This is a genomic window from Streptomyces kunmingensis (genome assembly GCF_039533535.1).
Classification (GTDB): Bacteria; Actinomycetota; Actinomycetes; order Streptomycetales; family Streptomycetaceae; genus Streptomyces; species Streptomyces kunmingensis.
Genome location: NZ_BAAATS010000038.1, coordinates 1 through 16609 on the forward strand (window position 1 = coordinate 1; position 16609 = coordinate 16609).

Annotated in this window: 5 protein-coding genes; 1 reads left to right on the forward strand and 4 read right to left on the reverse strand. The window is 74.1% G+C overall.

Translation table 11 applies throughout. From position 1 onward, the window contains the following. The 4 genes from ABD366_RS36895 to ABD366_RS36910 form a co-directional block, all read right to left on the reverse strand. Window positions 1–1811: type I polyketide synthase (locus tag ABD366_RS36895; protein WP_425577023.1), on the reverse strand; the 1811-nt coding region annotated here is incomplete at its 3' end. A gap of 11 nt (window positions 1812–1822) precedes the next feature. Next, a complete protein-coding gene (locus ABD366_RS36900) occupies window positions 1823–13876 on the reverse strand; it encodes an SDR family NAD(P)-dependent oxidoreductase (protein WP_344443250.1) in 12054 nt (4017 codons plus the stop codon). An 18-nt stretch (window positions 13877–13894) separates the two neighbouring features. Continuing rightward, complete coding sequence (locus ABD366_RS36905) at window positions 13895–14140, reverse strand: DUF5988 family protein (RefSeq protein WP_324766075.1); 246 nt, start codon at window positions 14138–14140, stop codon at window positions 13895–13897. A 50-nt stretch (window positions 14141–14190) separates the two neighbouring features. Next, on the reverse strand, window positions 14191–15570 hold the full coding sequence (locus ABD366_RS36910) for an NDP-hexose 2,3-dehydratase family protein (RefSeq protein WP_324766076.1): 1380 nt from the start codon (window positions 15568–15570) through the stop codon (window positions 14191–14193). A gap of 261 nt (window positions 15571–15831) precedes the next feature. On the opposite strand from ABD366_RS36910, the gene ABD366_RS36915 reads away from it, so the two are divergent. Beyond that, on the forward strand, window positions 15832–16581 hold the full coding sequence (locus ABD366_RS36915; protein WP_324766077.1) for a thioesterase II family protein: 750 nt from the start codon (window positions 15832–15834) through the stop codon (window positions 16579–16581). Window positions 16582–16609 lie beyond the last annotated feature (28 nt).

The following is a 16609-nucleotide window of genomic DNA, read 5'->3' on the forward strand; positions in this document are numbered from 1 at the left end:
TGCGCACACACCTCGTCCAGGGCAGTGGCGAACACCGGGAACGAAGCCGCCAACTCCTCTCCCATACCGACCCGTTGGCCACCCTGACCGGCGAAGACGAATCCGGTCAGGCCGTCGTCGAGGGCCGTTCCGGTCACCGTGCCCGGCGCCGGTTCCCCGGCCGCCAGGGCCGCCAGACGCGTCCGCAGGTCGTCCGCGTCCGTGCCCAGGACCACGGCCCGGTGTTCCAGGCCCGTGCGGGTGACGGCGAGCGAGAGGGCGACGTCCGTCGCGTCCAGGTCCGCCGTCCCGGCGGCCAGCCGTCCGGCCTGCGCGGGCAGCGCGGACGCCGTCCTCGCGGACACCAGCCACGGCACGACCGGCAGCACGGCATCCGCGTCCGCGGCCGGCTCGTCCTGAGCGGCGGGCGCCTCCCGCTCGTCCTGGGCGGCGGGCGCCTCCTCGAGGATCACGTGCGCGTTGGTGCCGCTGGCGCCGAACGACGACACCCCGGCTCGTCGCGGCCGGTCACGGGGTGCCCAGTCGCGGGCCCGGGTCAGCAGTTCCACCGCGCCCGAGGCCCAGTCCACGTGCGTCGACGGCGTCTGCGCGTGCAGCGTCGCGGGCAGCAACCCGTGGCCCATCGCGAGCACCGTCTTCATCACCCCGGCGATGCCGGAGACGGCCTGGGTGTGCCCGGTGTTGGACTTGACGGAGGCGAGCCACAAGGGGTCCTCGTCCGCACGTCCCTGACCGTAGGTGGCGAGGAGTGCCTGCGCCTCGATCGGGTCGCCGAGCGCGGTGCCGGTGCCATGGGCCTCCACCGTGTCCACCTCGGCCGCGGTGACACCGGCGTTGGCGAGGGCCTGGCGGATGACGCGCTGCTGGGACGGGCCGTTGGGAGCGGTGAGGCCGTTGGAGGCGCCGTCCTGGTTGACGGCCGAGCCGCGGACCACCGCCAGCACCTGATGTCCGTTGCGCCGCGCGTCGGAAAGGCGCTCCAGGAGCAGTACGCCGATGCCCTCGCCCCAGCCGGTGCCGTCCGCGTCGTCGGAGAACGCCTTGACGCGGCCGTCCACCGCGAGGCCGGACTGGCGGCTGAACTCGGTGAAGTTGCGGGTGGTGCCCATCACGGTCGCGCCGGCCGCCAGGGCGAGCGAGCACTCGCCGTTGCGCAGCGCCTGCACGGCCAGGTGCAGGGCGACCAGGGACGACGAGCACATGGTGTCGACGGTGACGGCAGGGCCCTCGAGGCCGAGGGTGTAGGCGATGCGTCCGGACAGGACGGCGCCCGAACCGCCGGTCAGCAGATGGCCTTCGACGCCCTCCGGCGCCGTGCGCACGGCGGCTCCGTAGCCCTGGTGGCTCGCTCCGACGAAGACACCCGCGCGTTCACCGCGCAGGGTCTGCGCGTCGATGCCCGCCCGTTCGACGACCTCCCAGGAGGTCTCGAGGAGCAGCCGCTGCTGCGGGTCCATGGCAAGGGCCTCGCGCGGGCTGATCCCGAAGAAATCGGCGTCGAACTCGGCGGCGCCGTGCAGGAACGCGCCCTGACGGGTGTAGCTCGTGCCCGGGTGGGCGGGGTCCGGGTGGTAGAGGCCCGCCAGGTCCCAGCCGCGGTCGGCGGGCAGGTCGCCGACGAGGTCGGCACCGGCCGCGATCAGCTTCCAGAACTCCTCGGGGGTGTCGGCCCCGCCGGGGAAGCGGCAGCCCATGGAGACGATCGCGATGGGTTCGCGCCGCTCGTCCTCGAGTTCCCGGACTCGTCTGCGGGTCGCCTGCAGATCCGCGGTGACCCGGTTCAGGTAGTCCCGCAGCCGCTGTTCGTCCACACCACTGCTGCTCATCGGATGCCCAACTCCCGGTCGATCAGGTCGAAGATCTCGTCGTTCGTCGCCGCCGCGAGGTCCTGCCGCGGGGCGTCGGTTTCCGCTGCCGGTTCGGCCCGGCGCAGCAGGGCGCCCAGCCGGCCGGCCAGGTCCAGGCGCGTCCATTCCTCGTCCGGCAGTGCCGACAGCTGGGCCGCCAGGCGCTCCAGGTCGGCCAGTACGTCGTAGGTGCCACCGCCCAGTTCGTCCCGCAGGTGGCGGGCGAGCGCGGCGGGGGTGGGATGGTCGAAGACGAGCGTCGCGGGCAGCCGGAGGCCGGTCGACGCGTTGAGGCGGTTGCGGAACTCCAGTGCCGTCATGGAGTCGAAGCCGAGCTCCTTGAACGCCCGGCGCGGCCGTATCTCCTCCGGCCGGCCGGTCGCGAGCACGGCGGCGGCCTCCCGTCGGACGACGTCCACCAGCGCGGCCTCCCGCTCCTCCGCGGAGAGGCCGGCGAGCCGGTCGGCGAGCGCGCCGGAACCGCCGGGACGGGGACGGGTGTCCCCGGCGTCTGGGTTCTGCTGTTCCGGCTCCTCCTGGGCCGCGACGAGTCCGGCGACGAGACGGCGGTCCCGCGTCATGGTGTAGAGCGGCAGGAAGCGGGCCAGGTCGAAGTGGGCGATGGCGACGGTGGTGTCGCCGTGGCCGACCGCGAGGGCCAGTGCCCGTACGGCCGACTCGGGCCGCATCAGGCGCATGCCGCGCCGGGTGAGCAGGTCGGAGACCTCACCCTCGACCATGCCGCCGCCGTCCCAGGCACCCCAGGCGACCGACGTGGCCGCTTCGCCGCGGGCGCGGCGCGCCTGTGCGAGAGCGTCCAGGTAGGCGTTGGCGGCGGCGTATCCGGCCTTGCCCGCGTCGCCCCAGGTGCCGGCTCCGGAGGAGAAGAGCACGAAGGCGTCCAGGCCGAGTCCGGTGGTCAGGGCGTCCAGTTGGCGGGCGCCCTCCGCCTTGCCGCGCAGGATCCGGGCGAGTTCGGCCGTGGACAGGGCGGTGACGGGGATCTCCGGCTGGGTGAGCCCGGCGGTGTGCACGACGGCGGTCAGTGGTTCGGCCGGGTCGATCGCGGCCAGGACGGCGGCCAGCCGGTCCGCGTCGGCGGCGTCGCAGGCGGTGATCGTCACCCGGGCGCCGAGCCCGGTCAGTTCTTCGCGCAGCTCCGCGGCGCCGGGCGCCCCGGGGCCCCGGCGGCTGGTCAGGACGAGGTGCGCGGCACCGTTGCGGGCCGCCCAGCGGGCGACGTGCGCGCCGAGCGCTCCGGTGCCGCCGGTGATCAGGACGGTGCCCCGAGGCCGCCAGGGCTCGGCGCCCGGCGCCGGGTCCCGGACCAGGCGCCGGGCGACGGCGCCCTGGTCGCGCAGGGCGACCTCGCTCTCACCGGTGGCCCCGGACAGGACCTCGGCGAGCCGGGCGAGGTGTACGTCGTCCAGCCGGTCCGGCAGGTCGATCTGCCCGCAGAGGCGGCCGGGTTCGTCGAGGCCGTGCACGAGGCCGAGGCCCCACACCTGGGCCTGCGCGGGGTGCCGGACGGGGTCGTCCGGGGCGGTGCCGACAGCGCCGCGGGTCGCCAGCCACAGCGGGGCGTCCGACGCGGCTTCCGTGAGGACGCGTATGCAGCCGACGGTGTCGGCGAGGCCGGTGCTGAGCGCCGGTTCCCCGGGGTGGGGCCGCTCGTCGAGGGCGGCGAGGGACAGCACGCCGTCGATCCGGTCCGGCAGTCGTGCGCTGCCCCGGGCGAGTTCCGCCGCGGGCAGTGCGTGCACGGTCGCGCCGTGCCGGGCGAGTCCCGCGAGCACCTCCCGTACCAGGGCCGCGCGGACCGGTTCCGCGGGCGTCACCACGAGCCAGTCACCGGTGAGCGTCGCCGCCTCACCGGTCGGCACGGGGGTCCACGTGACGCGGTGGCGCCAGCTGTCGACGAGGGCCCGTTCCTGGCGTGCGGCAGCCTGTGCGGGGACCTCGAGCCAGTGCCGCTCACCCGTGAACGGGTAGGTGGGCAGCTCCACTTGCGGGCGCTCGCCACCGGTGAACGCCCGGTCCCAGTCGACCGGCGCGCCGCGCACCCATGCCTCGGCCAGCGAGAGCAGGAACCGCTCGCCGCCTCCGTCGCCGCGGCGCAACGAGCCCACGGCGAAGGCGTCCTCCTGATCCACGAGGCCGGCGAGGCTGTCCTCGACCGCGGCCAGCAGCACCGGGTGCGGGCTGGACTCGACGAAGCAGCCGAAGCCCTCCGCGGCCAGGGTCCGTACCGCTTCGGCGAACCGGACGGGCCGGCGCAGGTTCGCGCACCAGTAGGCGGCGTCGAGTGCGGCGGTGTCGATCCACTCGCCGGTGACGGTGGACAGGAACGGCACCTGCGGCGGGCGTGGTGCGACGGGGGCGAGCAGCGTCGTCAGTTCACCGAGGATCTGTTCCACGTGCACGGAGTGCGAGGCGTAGTCGACCGGGATCATCCGCAGCCGTATGTCGCGCTGCGCGCAGGTGCGGGCCAGGTCCTCCAGCGCGCCGCGGTCGCCGGAGAGCACCACCGAACGGGGGCCGTTGACCGCGGCGACGGACAGCCGCTCCGCGTAGGGGGCCAGCAGCGCGTCGGCCTCGTCCGGGGGCAGGGCGATGATCGCCATCGCGCCGTGCCCGGTCACGGCGGTCAGCGCCCTGCTGCGCAGGCACACGACGCGTGCGGCGTCCTCCAGGGAGAGTGCTCCGGCGACGCAGGCGGCGGCGATCTCACCCTGTGAGTGCCCCACCACGGCGGCCGGTTCGATCCCGTACGAGCGCCAGAGTGCGGCCAGCGACACCATCACGGCGAAGGACACGGGCTGGACGACGTCCACGGCGTCCAGCGACGGCGCACCCGGCCGGCCCTCGAGGACCTCCGTCAGCGACCAGTCCACATAGGCGGACAGCGCGGTCTCGCACTCGGCGAGCCGCTGAGCGAACACCGGTGACCAGCGGGCGAGTTCGACGGCCATGCCGGCCCACTGGGCGCCCTGCCCGGGGAAGACGAACACGGTCCGTCCCACCGGGCCCGCGGTTCCCGACACGACTCGCGCGTGGGGCTCGCCGGCCGCCAGCGCGTCGAGGGCGGGTCCGAGCGCGTCCACGACGACGGCCCGGTGGTCGAAGCGGGTGCGGGCCGTCGCCAGCGCGTGGGCCACGTCCGGCGCTTCCTCGGTGTCCACCAGGGGGCGCAGGGCGGCGGCCTGCTGCCGCAGCGCCTCGGCGCCGCGGGCCGACACGATCCACGGGACGGCGCCGGCGGGGCGCTCGGCGGGGTCGGTGGCCGCCGGTTCGGGGGCCGCTTCCAGGATCACGTGTGCGTTGGTGCCGCTGATGCCGAACGCGGAGACGGCGGCCCGGCGCGGGTGGTCCGTGGCGGGCCAGGGCCGGGACTCGGCCAGCAGCCGGACGGCGCCCGTCTCCCAGTCGACGCGCGACGTGGGCTCGGCGGCGTGCAGGGTCTTCGGCAGGATGCCGCGGCGCAACGCCTGCACCATCTTGATCACACCGACGACGCCTGCCGCGGCCTGCGTGTGCCCGATGTTGGACTTGACCGAGCCGAGCCACAGCGGGCGGTCCGCGGACCGGTCCTGACCGTACGTGGCGAGCAGCGCCTGCGCCTCGATCGGGTCGCCGAGGCGGGTCCCGGTGCCGTGGGCCTCGACGGCGTCCACCTCGGCGGCGTCCAGGCCGCCCCTGCTGAGGGCCTGGCGGATGACGCGCTGCTGGGAGGGGCCGTTGGGGGCGGTCAGACCGTTGGAGGCACCGTCCTGGTTGACGGCCGAGCCGCGGACGACGGCCAGCACGCGGTGTCCGTTGCGCCGGGCGTCCGACAGCCGCTCCACCAGCAGGACGCCCACGCCCTCGGCCATGCCGAAGCCGTCCGCGTCCTCGGCGAAGGACCGGCAGCGGCCGTCCGTGGACAGTGCGCGCTGCCGGCTGAAGCTGACCATCGGGGCGGGGGTGGCCATCACGGACGCTCCGGCGACCAGGGCGAGCCCGCACTCGCCCGACCGCAGTGCGCCGGCCGCCATGTGCAGGGCCACCAGCGAGGAGGAGCAGGCCGTGTCGACGGTGACCGCGGGGCCGGTGAGGCCGAAGGTGTAGGAGAGCCGCCCGGAGGCCACGCTCGGCGCGCCGCCGGTCACCTGGTAGCCCTCGAGGTCGCCGGGCACGCCGTGCAGCCTGCCGTAGTCCGGGGCCAGGACCCCGGCGAAGACTCCCGTGTCGCTGCCCTTGAGGTCGCCCGGCACGATGCCGGCGCTCTCGACCGCCTCCCAGGAGGCTTCCAGGAGCAGCCGCTGCTGCGGGTCCATGGCGAGGGCCTCACGCGGCGAGATCCCGAAGAACTCGTGGTCGAACTCCGCGGCGCCGTCCAGGAATCCGCCGGCGCGCGTGTAGCTGGTGCCGTGCCGGTCGGGGTCGGGGTCGTAGAGGCCCTCGAGATCCCAGCCGCGGTCGTCGGGCAGGCCGCCGATGGCGTCGCCCCCGGCCATGAGCAGGCGCCACAGGGCGTCCGGGCTCGCGATGCCGCCGGGCAGCCGGCAGGCCATGCCGACGACGGCGAGCGGCTCGTCGGCGGCGGCGCGGGCCGGTGCGCCGCCGGTGTCCGCCGGCTGTTCGCCGCGGGCCTGGGCGAGCAGGTGGCCGGCGAGCAGGGCGGGGGTCGGGTGGTCGAAGACGAGGGTGGTGGGCAGCCGGGTGCCGGTGGCCGCGGCCAGCCGGTCGCGCAGTTCGACGGCGGTGAGCGAGTCGAAGCCCAGGTCCTTGAAGGCGCGGTCGGCGGCGAGCGCCTTCGGCTCGCCGTGGCCGAGCACCTTCGCGGTGTGTTCCCGCACGAGGTCCAGGGCCAGCTCGCGCTGTTCCTCCGGCGGGAGTTCACCGAGGAGGGCGTGCAGGGCGGAGGCGGTCCCGGTCCGTTCGCCGGGTCCCGGCCGGGTGGCCGGGGCGGTGACGAGTTCCGTGAGCAGCGGACTGGGCCGTGCGGCCGTGAACACGGGGGCGAACCGGTCCCAGTCGACGTCCGCGACGGCGAGGGCCGTCTCGTCGTGGTCGAGGACGAGGCCCAGCGCATCGAGGGCGCGGTCGGGGTCGAGCAGGGGTAGTCCGGTGGCGGCGAGGGTGTCCCGGCGTTCCGGGTCGATCATTCCGCCGCCGCTCCACGGTCCCCAGGCGATCGACGTGGCGGCCAGGCCGCGGGAGCGGCGCTGCTGTGCCAGTGCGTCGAGGCAGGCGTTCGCGGCGCCGTACGCGGCGTGCTCGGCGACGCCCCAGGTGGCCGAGATCGAGGAGAACAGCACGAAGGCGTCGAGCGGGGTGTCCGCGAGGAGTTCGTCGAGGAGGCGCGCGCCGTCGGTCTTGGCCGCCAGGAGCGCCGGGAGGTCCTCGACCGCGAGGTCCGCGAGCGGGGCCAGTTCGCAGACGCCGGCGGCGTGGAACACCGCGGTCAGCGGTGCGTCCCGGCCGATCTCCGCCAGCAGTGCGGTCAGGGCGGCCCGGTCGGTGACGTCACCGGCGGCCGCCGTCAGCCGGGTTCCCGTGGCGTGCAGTTCGGCGGTGAGCGCGGCCATCTCGTCCGGGTCCCCGCCGTGGCGGCTGAGCAGGACGACGTGGTCGGCGCCGTCGTCGGCGAGCCGGCGGGCGAGCCGGCGGCCCAGGGCCCCGGTGCCGCCGGTGACGAGGACGGTGCCGCGGGGTACGTAGCTCCGCGGTGCGGTGGCGGGGCGCCGGGCCCGGACGAGGCGGCGGGCGAACACGGCCGCGGCCCTGATCGCTACCTGGTCCTCGTCGCGGCCCGCGGTGAGGACGGCGGCGAGCCGGTCGCGGGCCCGCCCGTCCCAGTGCGCGGGCAGGTCCACCAGGCCGCCCCAGGTGGCGGGGTGCTCGACGGCGGCGGCCCGTCCGACGGCCCAGACCGCCGCGCCCGCGAGGTGCGGTGCCGGGTCCGCGGGTCCGGTGGTGACGGCGCCGCGGGTGGCGCACCACAGTGGTGCGGTGAGGCCGGCCAGGGCCAGGGCGCGGACCAGCGTGACCGTGGCGGCCGCACCTGCCGCGTCCGCGCCGGTGTCCAGGGCCGTCAGGGACAGCACGCCGGTCAACTGCCGTCCGGCGGCGGCCCGGACGAGCGTGTCCGGGTCGGGTTCACCGTCCGGCAGCAGGCACAGCGCCACGTCGGCACCGGCTCCGCGCAGCGCCTCGGCGGCCTCACGGCGGTCCTCTTCAGAGCCGTCGTTCCGCGCGACGAGAAGCCAGTTGCCGCCCTGGGCGGCCGTGTTGTCGGGCATCGGCCGCCAGGCGGTGTCGTAGCGCCAGGGCGCGGCCGGGTGCCCGTCCGCCTCGGCCGGTGCCGGGGCGGGCGGCGTCCACCAGTACCGCTTGCGGTCGAAGGGGTAGGTGGGCAGCTCGGTCCCGCGGGCGCCGAGGCCGGTGAAGACCTCGGACCAGTCGGGTTCCACGCCGTGGACGTGCAGGTGGGCGAGCGCCTCGCGGATCCGGCCGGGGCCGCCTTCGTCGCGGCGCAGGGAGGCGACGGCGACACCGTCGTCGGCGCCCGCGCTCTCCAGCGTCTGCCGGACACCGATGGTCAGCGTCGGGTGCGGGCTCGTCTCCAGGAAGATCCGGTGTCCCGTGCCGGCGAGGGCGCGGACGGTCTCCTCGAAACGCACGGTGCCGCGCAGGTTCCGGTACCAGTAGTCGCCGGTGAGCTCGGTCCCGTCGAGTTCGGTGCCGGTGACCGTGGAGTGGAACGGCACCCGGGCCCGGCGCGGTGCGACGGGGGCGAGCAGCCGCGCCAGTTCCTGCTCGATGGACTCGACCTGGGCGGAGTGGGACGCGTAGTCGACGGGGACGGCGCGGGCGTGGATGTCGAGCCGCGCACACTCGGCGAGGAGTTCGGCGACCGCCTCGGTCTCGCCGGAGACCACCACGGACCGGGGCCCGTTCGTCGCGGCGACGGAGATCCGGCCGTCGTACCGTGCGACCAGCTCGGCCACCCGGTCGACGGGCTGGAGTACGGAGGCCATCGTGCCGCGCCCGGACAGGGCGAGGAGCGCGCGGCTGCGCAGGGCCACGACCCGTGCGGCGTCCCGCAGGCTCAGCGCGCCGGCCACACAGGCTGCCGCGATCTCCCCCTGGGAGTGTCCGATCACCGCTGCCGGGCGGATGCCCTGCGACTGCCACAGCTCGGCGAGCGCGACCATCGTCGCCCACAGCGCGGGCTGGACCACGTCTACGCGGCTCAGCGAGGGGGCGCCGTCGGCGCCGCGCAGGACGTCGGTGAGTGACCAGTCCACGAACTCCGACAGGGCCTCCTCGCACGCGTCGACGCGTGCCGCGAAGACCGGCGAGGAGTCGATCAACTCCGTTGCCATGCCCTGCCACTGGCCGCCCTGGCCGGGGAAGACGAAGACGACACGGTCGTCGCCGGCGGCCGTGCCCCGCACCAGACCGGCGTGCTCGCCGTCCTCGGTGAGCGCCGCGAGGGCGCTGTCCAGTTCCGCCGGCCCGTCGGCGAGCAGTACGGCCCGCTCGGCGTGGCGGGCGCGCCCGGTGGCCAGGGTGTACGCGACGTCGGCGGGCCGCGCCGTCGTGTTCACGCCCAGCGCGGCGCGCAGCATCCGTGCCTGTTCGCGCACGGCCTGCGGAGTGCGGGCGGACAGCACGTAGGGGAGGACGGGCCCGGCGTCCTGCGCACCATCGGCACTATCGGCGGCACCATCGGCGATACCGGCATCGGCATCGGCATCGGCATCGGCGATGATCACGTGTGCGTTGGTGCCGCTGATCCCGAAGGCCGACACTCCTGCCCGCCGCGTCCGCTCCCCCGCCGTCCACGGCACGGGTTCGGCCAGCAGTCGCACCGCGCCGCCGGACCAGTCGACGTGGGAGGTGGGCCGCTGCGCGTGCAGGGTCCTCGGCAGCAGGCCGTGCCGCATCGCGAGCACCATCTTCATGATGCCGCCGAGTCCCGCGGCGGCCTGCGCGTGCCCGATGTTGGACTTCAGCGAGCCGAGCCACAGCGGCCGTTCGGGAGCACGGTTGCGCCCGTACACACCGATCAGCGCGGACGCCTCGATCGGGTCTCCGAGCACGGTCCCGGTGCCGTGCGCCTCGACGGCGTCCACGTCGTCGGGCCGCCGTCCCGCACTGGCCAGGGCCTGTCGGATGACCCGCTGCTGCGCGGGCCCGTTCGGCGCGGTCAGACCGTTCGAGGCACCGTCGGAGTTGACCGCCGTGCCCTCGACCACGGCGAGCACCCGGTGCCCGTTGCGGCGCGCGTCCGACAGCCGCTCCAGCACCAAGGTGCCCACGCCCTCGGCCCAGCCGGTGCCGTCGGCCTCGTCCGAGAACGCCTTGCAGCGCCCGTCCGGGGCGAGACCGCGCTGCCGGCTGAACTCGACGAAGATCCCGGGGCTCGCCATCACCGTCGCGGCGCCGGCCAGGGCCAGCGTGCACTCGCCGCTGCGCAGGGACTGCACCGCGAGGTGCAGTGCGACCAGCGAGGCCGAGCAGGCGGTGTCCACGGTCATGGCGGGCCCTTCAAGGCCCAGGGTGTAGGAGATGCGGCCGGAGGCGGTGGAGCCGGTCGTGCCGGTCAGCGCGTAGCCCTCCATGCCGTCCGCGGCTTCGAACAGCCGGGGTCCGTACTCCTGCTGCATCGCGCCGATGAAGACGCCGGTTCGGCTGCCGCCGAGCCGGGACGGGTCTATCCCGGCCTGCTCCAGCGCCTCCCAGCCGGTCTCCAGGAGGAGCCGCTGCTGCGGGTCCATGGCCAGCGCCTCACGGGGGCTGATGCCGAAGAAGTCCGCGTCGAACTCCCCGGCCTCGTACAGGAATCCGCCCTCGGCGACCGCGGAACCGCCGGGTGCGTCCGGGTCGGCGAGGAGGCGTCCGAGGTCCCAGCCGCGGTCGGCGGGGAAGGGCGCCACGGCATCCGTGCCGGAGCGCACCAGCTCCCAGAGGTCCTCGGGCGAGCGGACCCCGCCCGGGAAGCGGCAGCCCATGCCGACGATCGCGATCGGTTCGCCGTACGACGCGGGCCCCGACGCCGCCGCGTCGTCCTGGTCGCCGCCCGGCGTACCGGTGGTCCGCCGCAGATGCCCGGCGAGCCGGTCCGGGGTCGGGTGGTCGAACAGCAGGGTGGTCGGCAGGTCGGTGCCGAGCGCGGCGCGGAGCCGGTTGCGCAGGAGGACGGAGGACTGCGAGTCGAAACCGAGGTCCTTGAACGGTGTCCGGGCCGGTATCGCGGCGACGTCCGTGTGCCCGAGCACCGCGGCGGCGTGCGTGCGCACCAACTCCAGCAGGATGCGCCCCCGCTCGTCCTCGTCCCGGGCCGCGGCCACCCGGGCGCTCGCGACGCCGACGGCCGGTTCTCCGTCGCCGTCTTGGGAAGCCACGGTGTCGAACCAGTGACGACGGCGCTGGAAGGCGTAGGTGGGCAGGTCGACGGTGGCCGGGCGCGGGTCAGGGAAGGCCGCCGTCCAGTCGACGTCGACGCCGCGCACCCACAACTCGGCCGCCCCGGCATGGAAACGGTCCAGACCGCCGTCGTCGCGGCGCAGAGTACCGGTGACGATGCTGTTGTCGGCCAGGTCCTGCACGGCCGCCGACAGCACCGGGTGTGAGGAGACCTCGACAAACACGTTGTTGCCGTCGGCCGCCAGCTTCTCGACCGCCTCGGCGAACCGGACCTGCGAACGCAGGTTCGTGAACCAATAGCCGCCATCCATCACCGTGCCGTCGACGAACTCACCCGTCACCGTCGACAACAGCGGGATCTCACCGCTCCGTGGGGTGATCCCCTCCAGCGCCTGAGCCAGATCGGACTCCAACACCTCCATCGACGCGGAGTGTGAGGCGTAGTCGACGGCGATCCGGCGCGCCCGGAGCCCCAACTCCTGGCAGCCGGCGACCACTTCCTCGACCGCGTCGACCTCACCGGAGATGACCACCTGGGAGGGGCCGTTCACCGCCGCGACCGACACGCGCTCACCCCACGGAGCGAGGATCTCCTCCACCCGAGCGACACCGGCACCGACCGAGGCCATCGTGCCCGCACCACTCGCCAACTCCGCAATCGCCTTACTCCGCAGGCACACCACCCGCAGCGCATCCTCCAGAGACAGCACCCCCGCCACGTACGCGGCCGCGATCTCACCCTGGGAGTGGCCCAGCACCGCGGCCGGCTCGATCCCGTACGAACGCCACAGCGCCGCCAGCGACACCATCACCACGAACGACGCGGGCTGCACCACATCGACCCGCTCCAACGACGGCGCTCCATCGGCACCCCGTAGAACATCCGTGACGGACCAGTCCACCAGGCCCGCCATCGCCGCCTCACACTCGGCGACCACACCCGCGAACACCGCTGACTCATCGAGGAGTTGAGCACCCATCGCAGTCCACTGCGCACCCTGACCGGGGAACACGAACACCGGCCGGCCCACCGGAGCCACCGTCCCGGACACCACGTGGGCCGACGGCTCACCGTTCGAGAGAGCACCCAGCGCCGCACCGTACGAACCCGTCACCACCGCCCGATGCTCCAGCCGCGCCCGCGTCGTCGCCAACGACCAGCCCACCGAAGCCGGATCGCAGTCACCCAGCGGGCTCAGCGCCGCCGCCTGCCCCCGCAACCCCGCCGCACTCCGCGCCGACACCAACCACGGCACCACCGACGGCAGAACGGGCGCGGCCGGTGGCTGGGCCGCGGGCGCCTCGGAGAGCACCAGGTGGCAGTTGGTGCCGCCCATGCCGAACGCGCTGACCCCGGCGATCAGGGGGCGGTCCGCCGCCGGCCACTCGGTCGCGCGGTGCGTGACGCGCAGGTTGAGTTCGGCCAGCGGGATGTCCGGGTGGGACGCCTCGAAGCCGAGGCTGGCGGGGATGCGCCGGTGGGACAGCGCCAGGACCGTCTTGAGCAGGCCGGTGACTCCGGCCGCGGCCTCCAGATGGCCCAGGTTCGTCTTCACGGAGCCGACCAGCAACGGGTTCGTGGTGGAGCGGCCGCTGCCCAGCACATCGCCGAGGGCGGCGGCCTCGACCGGGTCGCCCACGGGTGTGCCGGTGCCGTGCAGTTCGACGTACTGCACATCGTTCGGGGAGACCTGGGCCGCGGCGTAGGCCCGGCGCAGTACCTCGGCCTGGGCGGGCCGGCTGGGGACGGTCAGCTGTTCGGCGGCACCGTCGTGGTTGACGGCCCCGCCGCGCAGGACCGCGTGGATGCGGTCGCCCGCCGCGACGGCGTCCGAGAGGAGCCGCAGTACGAGGACGACGCCGCCCTCACCGCGTACGAAACCGTTGGCCCGGTGGTCGAAGGTGTAGCTGTGCCCGTCCGGGGAGAGGCCGCCGAACTCCTCCACCACGGCACCGGTCTCGGCGGCCATGTTGAGGTTCACGCCGCCCGCGAGAGCCAGGGTGCTCTCGCCGCGGCGCAGGCTCTCCATCGCGGTGTGCACCGCGACGAGCGAGGACGCCTGGCCGGTGTCGATGACCATGCTGGGCCCGCGCAGCCCGAGGTGGTGGGAGACGCGGTTGGCGATGACGCCACGGCTCACGCCGGGCATCGCGTGGTGGTTGACGGCGGCGCGGCCCGCGCGGGCCAGCAGGAGGGCGTAGTCGTCGCGCATCGCGCCGACGAACACCCCGGCCGCGCCGGCGCCCAGCTCGTCGGGGACGAGCCGGGCGTCCTCGACGGCCTCCCAGGCGAGTTCGAGCACGAGCCGCTGCTGCGGGTCGAGGACCGCGGCTTCCCGCGGGGTGATTCCGAAGAACTCGGCGTCGAAGCGGTCGACGTGTTCGAGGAACGCGCCCCAGCGTCCGCCGGCCGGCTCTCGTCCGGGGGGCACCTGGCCGACCGCGCACTCCCCGTCGCTCAGCAGCCGCCAGAGCGCGGCGGGATCCGCCGCCCCCGGCAGCCGGCAGGAGAGCCCCACGATCGCGACCGGTTCGTCGCGGTTGCCGGGGCCGGGGTGAACGGCGCGGACACTCCCGGCGCCGGGAGTGTCCGTGGGTCGCAAGGTGTCCATAGGGCGCGCTGCTCCCGCCTATTCCGCGATCTTGGTGAAACCGGTCCAGCGGAACGTCCTCGACGGCTGGCCGCTGCCCCCGTCCGTTTCGTCGAAGGGCTCGAAGTGCTGATATCCGCCGTAGTACTTGATCTTGATCTTCTGCCGTGCCGTGGCCTCGTCGACCCGCTGCGTCCGCTGGGCCTGGGGGAAGTCGGCCGGGCCACCGACCAAGGTCACGAGCACCGTGCGCTCGTCCTCGGTCCGCTGGGTGTGTGCGCTCATGGGATGCCCCTTCGTCGGGAGTGACGGTGCGGTGTCGGATGCCGGACGGCTCAGTCCGCGCAGGCGTGCAGACAGGCGATGAGGCTGCGGGCCTGCACATTGAGGTAGTGCCGGTGCTGGAGCAGCCAGGTGATCTGCGGCAGCGTCATCCAGCGGAATCCGGGCGGCTCCTCGTCGGGGTGGTCCTCGCCCACCTCGACGATCGTGTAGCGGCTGCGGGAGTGGTAGAAGCGGCCGCCCTCCTCCGACATCTCGGCGTCGAACAGCACGCGGTCGGTCCGCAGCCGGCGCTCGAGGTCGAGCAGCTGCTCATGGACGGCGCCCCCCAGATGCGCGTGGTTCTCGGGGGTGCCCTGCACGGTGGGTGCGAGCTCGATGGCGTCGAGGTAGCCGGGCTCGATCCGGGCACGCAGCAGGACATGGAGTACGCCGTCGAACCTCTTGACCAGCAGGGCCGCCACTCCGAGGCCGTGCGGTTCGATCAACGGCTGGGTCCAGCCGGCCACTTCCCTGCTGTTGGCGACGACGTCCACGGCGTGGACGCTGAAGAACAGGCCGCTCTCGTGCGAGATCGACCGGTCCGTCCGCTGCCAGCCGGGCAGGTCCCGCAGCCCGACGACCGTGGACTCCACGTCGTGGACGGCCTGGTTGGAGGTGATCCAGCTGAGGATCTCGGTGTCGGTGTGCAGGCCGCCCCGATCGGTGGCGGCGCCGGGCAGGCAGGAGAGCACCGTACGGGCGTCCATGTTCACCCGGTGGTCGATCCGCAGCTGCCGCTGCACCTGACCGAGCGTCAGCCAGCAGAAGTCGTCGCCCGCCTCGACGTCCGCACCGACCTCGACGACCATGTTGCGGTTGCGTTTGCGGTAGAACCAGGCGCCGTGCTCGGACTGGAGCACATCGGCGATCACGCTGTGCGGTGCGGCCTCGGCGAAGTGCTTCACGTACGGCACGTTGCGGCCCCGGTGCACTCCCGTGTAGTTGCTCTTGGTGGCCTGCACGGTGGGCGAGAGCTGCACCCCGTTGGGGTTGCCGGGCTCCGTCTTGGCCTGCATCAGCAGGTGCAGGACACCGTCGATCTCGCGTACGGCGATACCGAGGAGGCCTATCTCCCGTTGCAGGATGATGGGTTGGGCCCATTGCCGCACAGGGCCCTCGTCGACCTCCACGCGCAGGCCGGTCACCGAGAAGAACCGGCCGCTGTCGTGCACCAGGTCTCCGCTGTCCTCGGCGAACGACCAGTTCCGCAGTTGGGCGAACGCGATCCGGGTGACCTCGTGGACCTGGGCCGCGCGACGCTCGGCGAACCACTTCTCGAACTGCTCGGTGCTGGTGGCGACCCCGTCGGTCAGCCGCGCCGAGTGCGCCAGCCGCTCCCGCAGGGTCGAGTCCGCATGACGCAGCACGCCGGGCCCGGTGGTCAGCGGCATGGTGTCTCCCCCGGTTCGTGTGGGTGGGCGCTCTGCTTGTGGCCGGGTGACCGGACGGGGCCCCTGGCGTCGCGTACCAGGTGAACACGGCGGCAGGGGCTGTCCCAGAGGGGCCGGGCCGGTCTAGGTGTTCACTCAGATCCCCGCTCAGGGGCGTGCCGGGAGGGCGGTCGGCGAACTTCAGTAGAGACCAGCGGCCGTCGGGACGTGTGCTCCTGCCTTCCTCAGATGCTGGCCGTGCCCGAGATCAGAGAGGCCGGCATGACCGACACCGATGTGTGGATACGACGCTACTTTCCGAGTACCGAGGCGACGGTCCAGCTGATCTGCCTGCCGCACGCGGGCGGTTCGGCCCCCTTCTACCGTCCGGTGGCCCAGGCGCTGAGCCCGCGCGTCGAGGTGCTGGCCGTGCAGTACCCGGGCCGTCAGGACCGGCGCAACGAACCCATGATCGACGACCTGGGGGTGCTGGCCGACCGGGTGAGCGAGGCCGTCGCGGCCTGTGTCGACCGCCCCTTCGCGCTGTTCGGCCACAGCATGGGTGCCACGCTCGCCTTCGAGGTCGCCGCCCGGCTGGAGCGTCGACAGCGTTATCCGCTGCGGGTGTTCGCCTCCGGGCGGCGTGCTCCCTCCATGCGGCGCGACGAGCGGGTGCACGAGCGTGACGACGACGGTGTGGTCCGCGAGCTGCGCACGCTCAGCGGCACCGACCAGCGGGTCTTCGGCGACGAGGAACTGCTGCGGATGGTGCTGCCCGCGATCCGCAACGACTACCGCGCCGCGGAGACCTACCGGTACACGCCGGGCCCCCCGCTGCGCGCCCCCATCACGGCCCTGACCGGTGACAGCGACCCCAAGGCGAGCCACGAGGAGGTGGCGGCCTGGGGCACGCACACCGACGGCGGGTTCGAGCTCCACACCTACCCGGGCGGGCACTTCTATCTGCTCGACCACACGGCCGACGTCCTGCGCGTCATCGACGACCGGCTCGGCGAGCCGGCCCTGCGATGACCCGTCCGCGGACGAGTCAGGAGAAGCC

Excerpts from the sequence above, each read along its gene's own strand:
- ABD366_RS36910 (WP_324766076.1), bottom strand. The coding sequence starts at position 15,570 with ATGCCGCTGACCACCGGGCCCGGCGTGCTGCGTCATGCGGACTCGACC.
- ABD366_RS36915 (WP_324766077.1), top strand. The coding sequence starts at position 15,832 with ATGACCGACACCGATGTGTGGATACGACGCTACTTTCCGAGTACCGAG.
- ABD366_RS36905 (WP_324766075.1), bottom strand. The coding sequence starts at position 14,140 with ATGAGCGCACACACCCAGCGGACCGAGGACGAGCGCACGGTGCTCGTG.
- ABD366_RS36900 (WP_344443250.1), bottom strand. The coding sequence starts at position 13,876 with ATGGACACCTTGCGACCCACGGACACTCCCGGCGCCGGGAGTGTCCGC.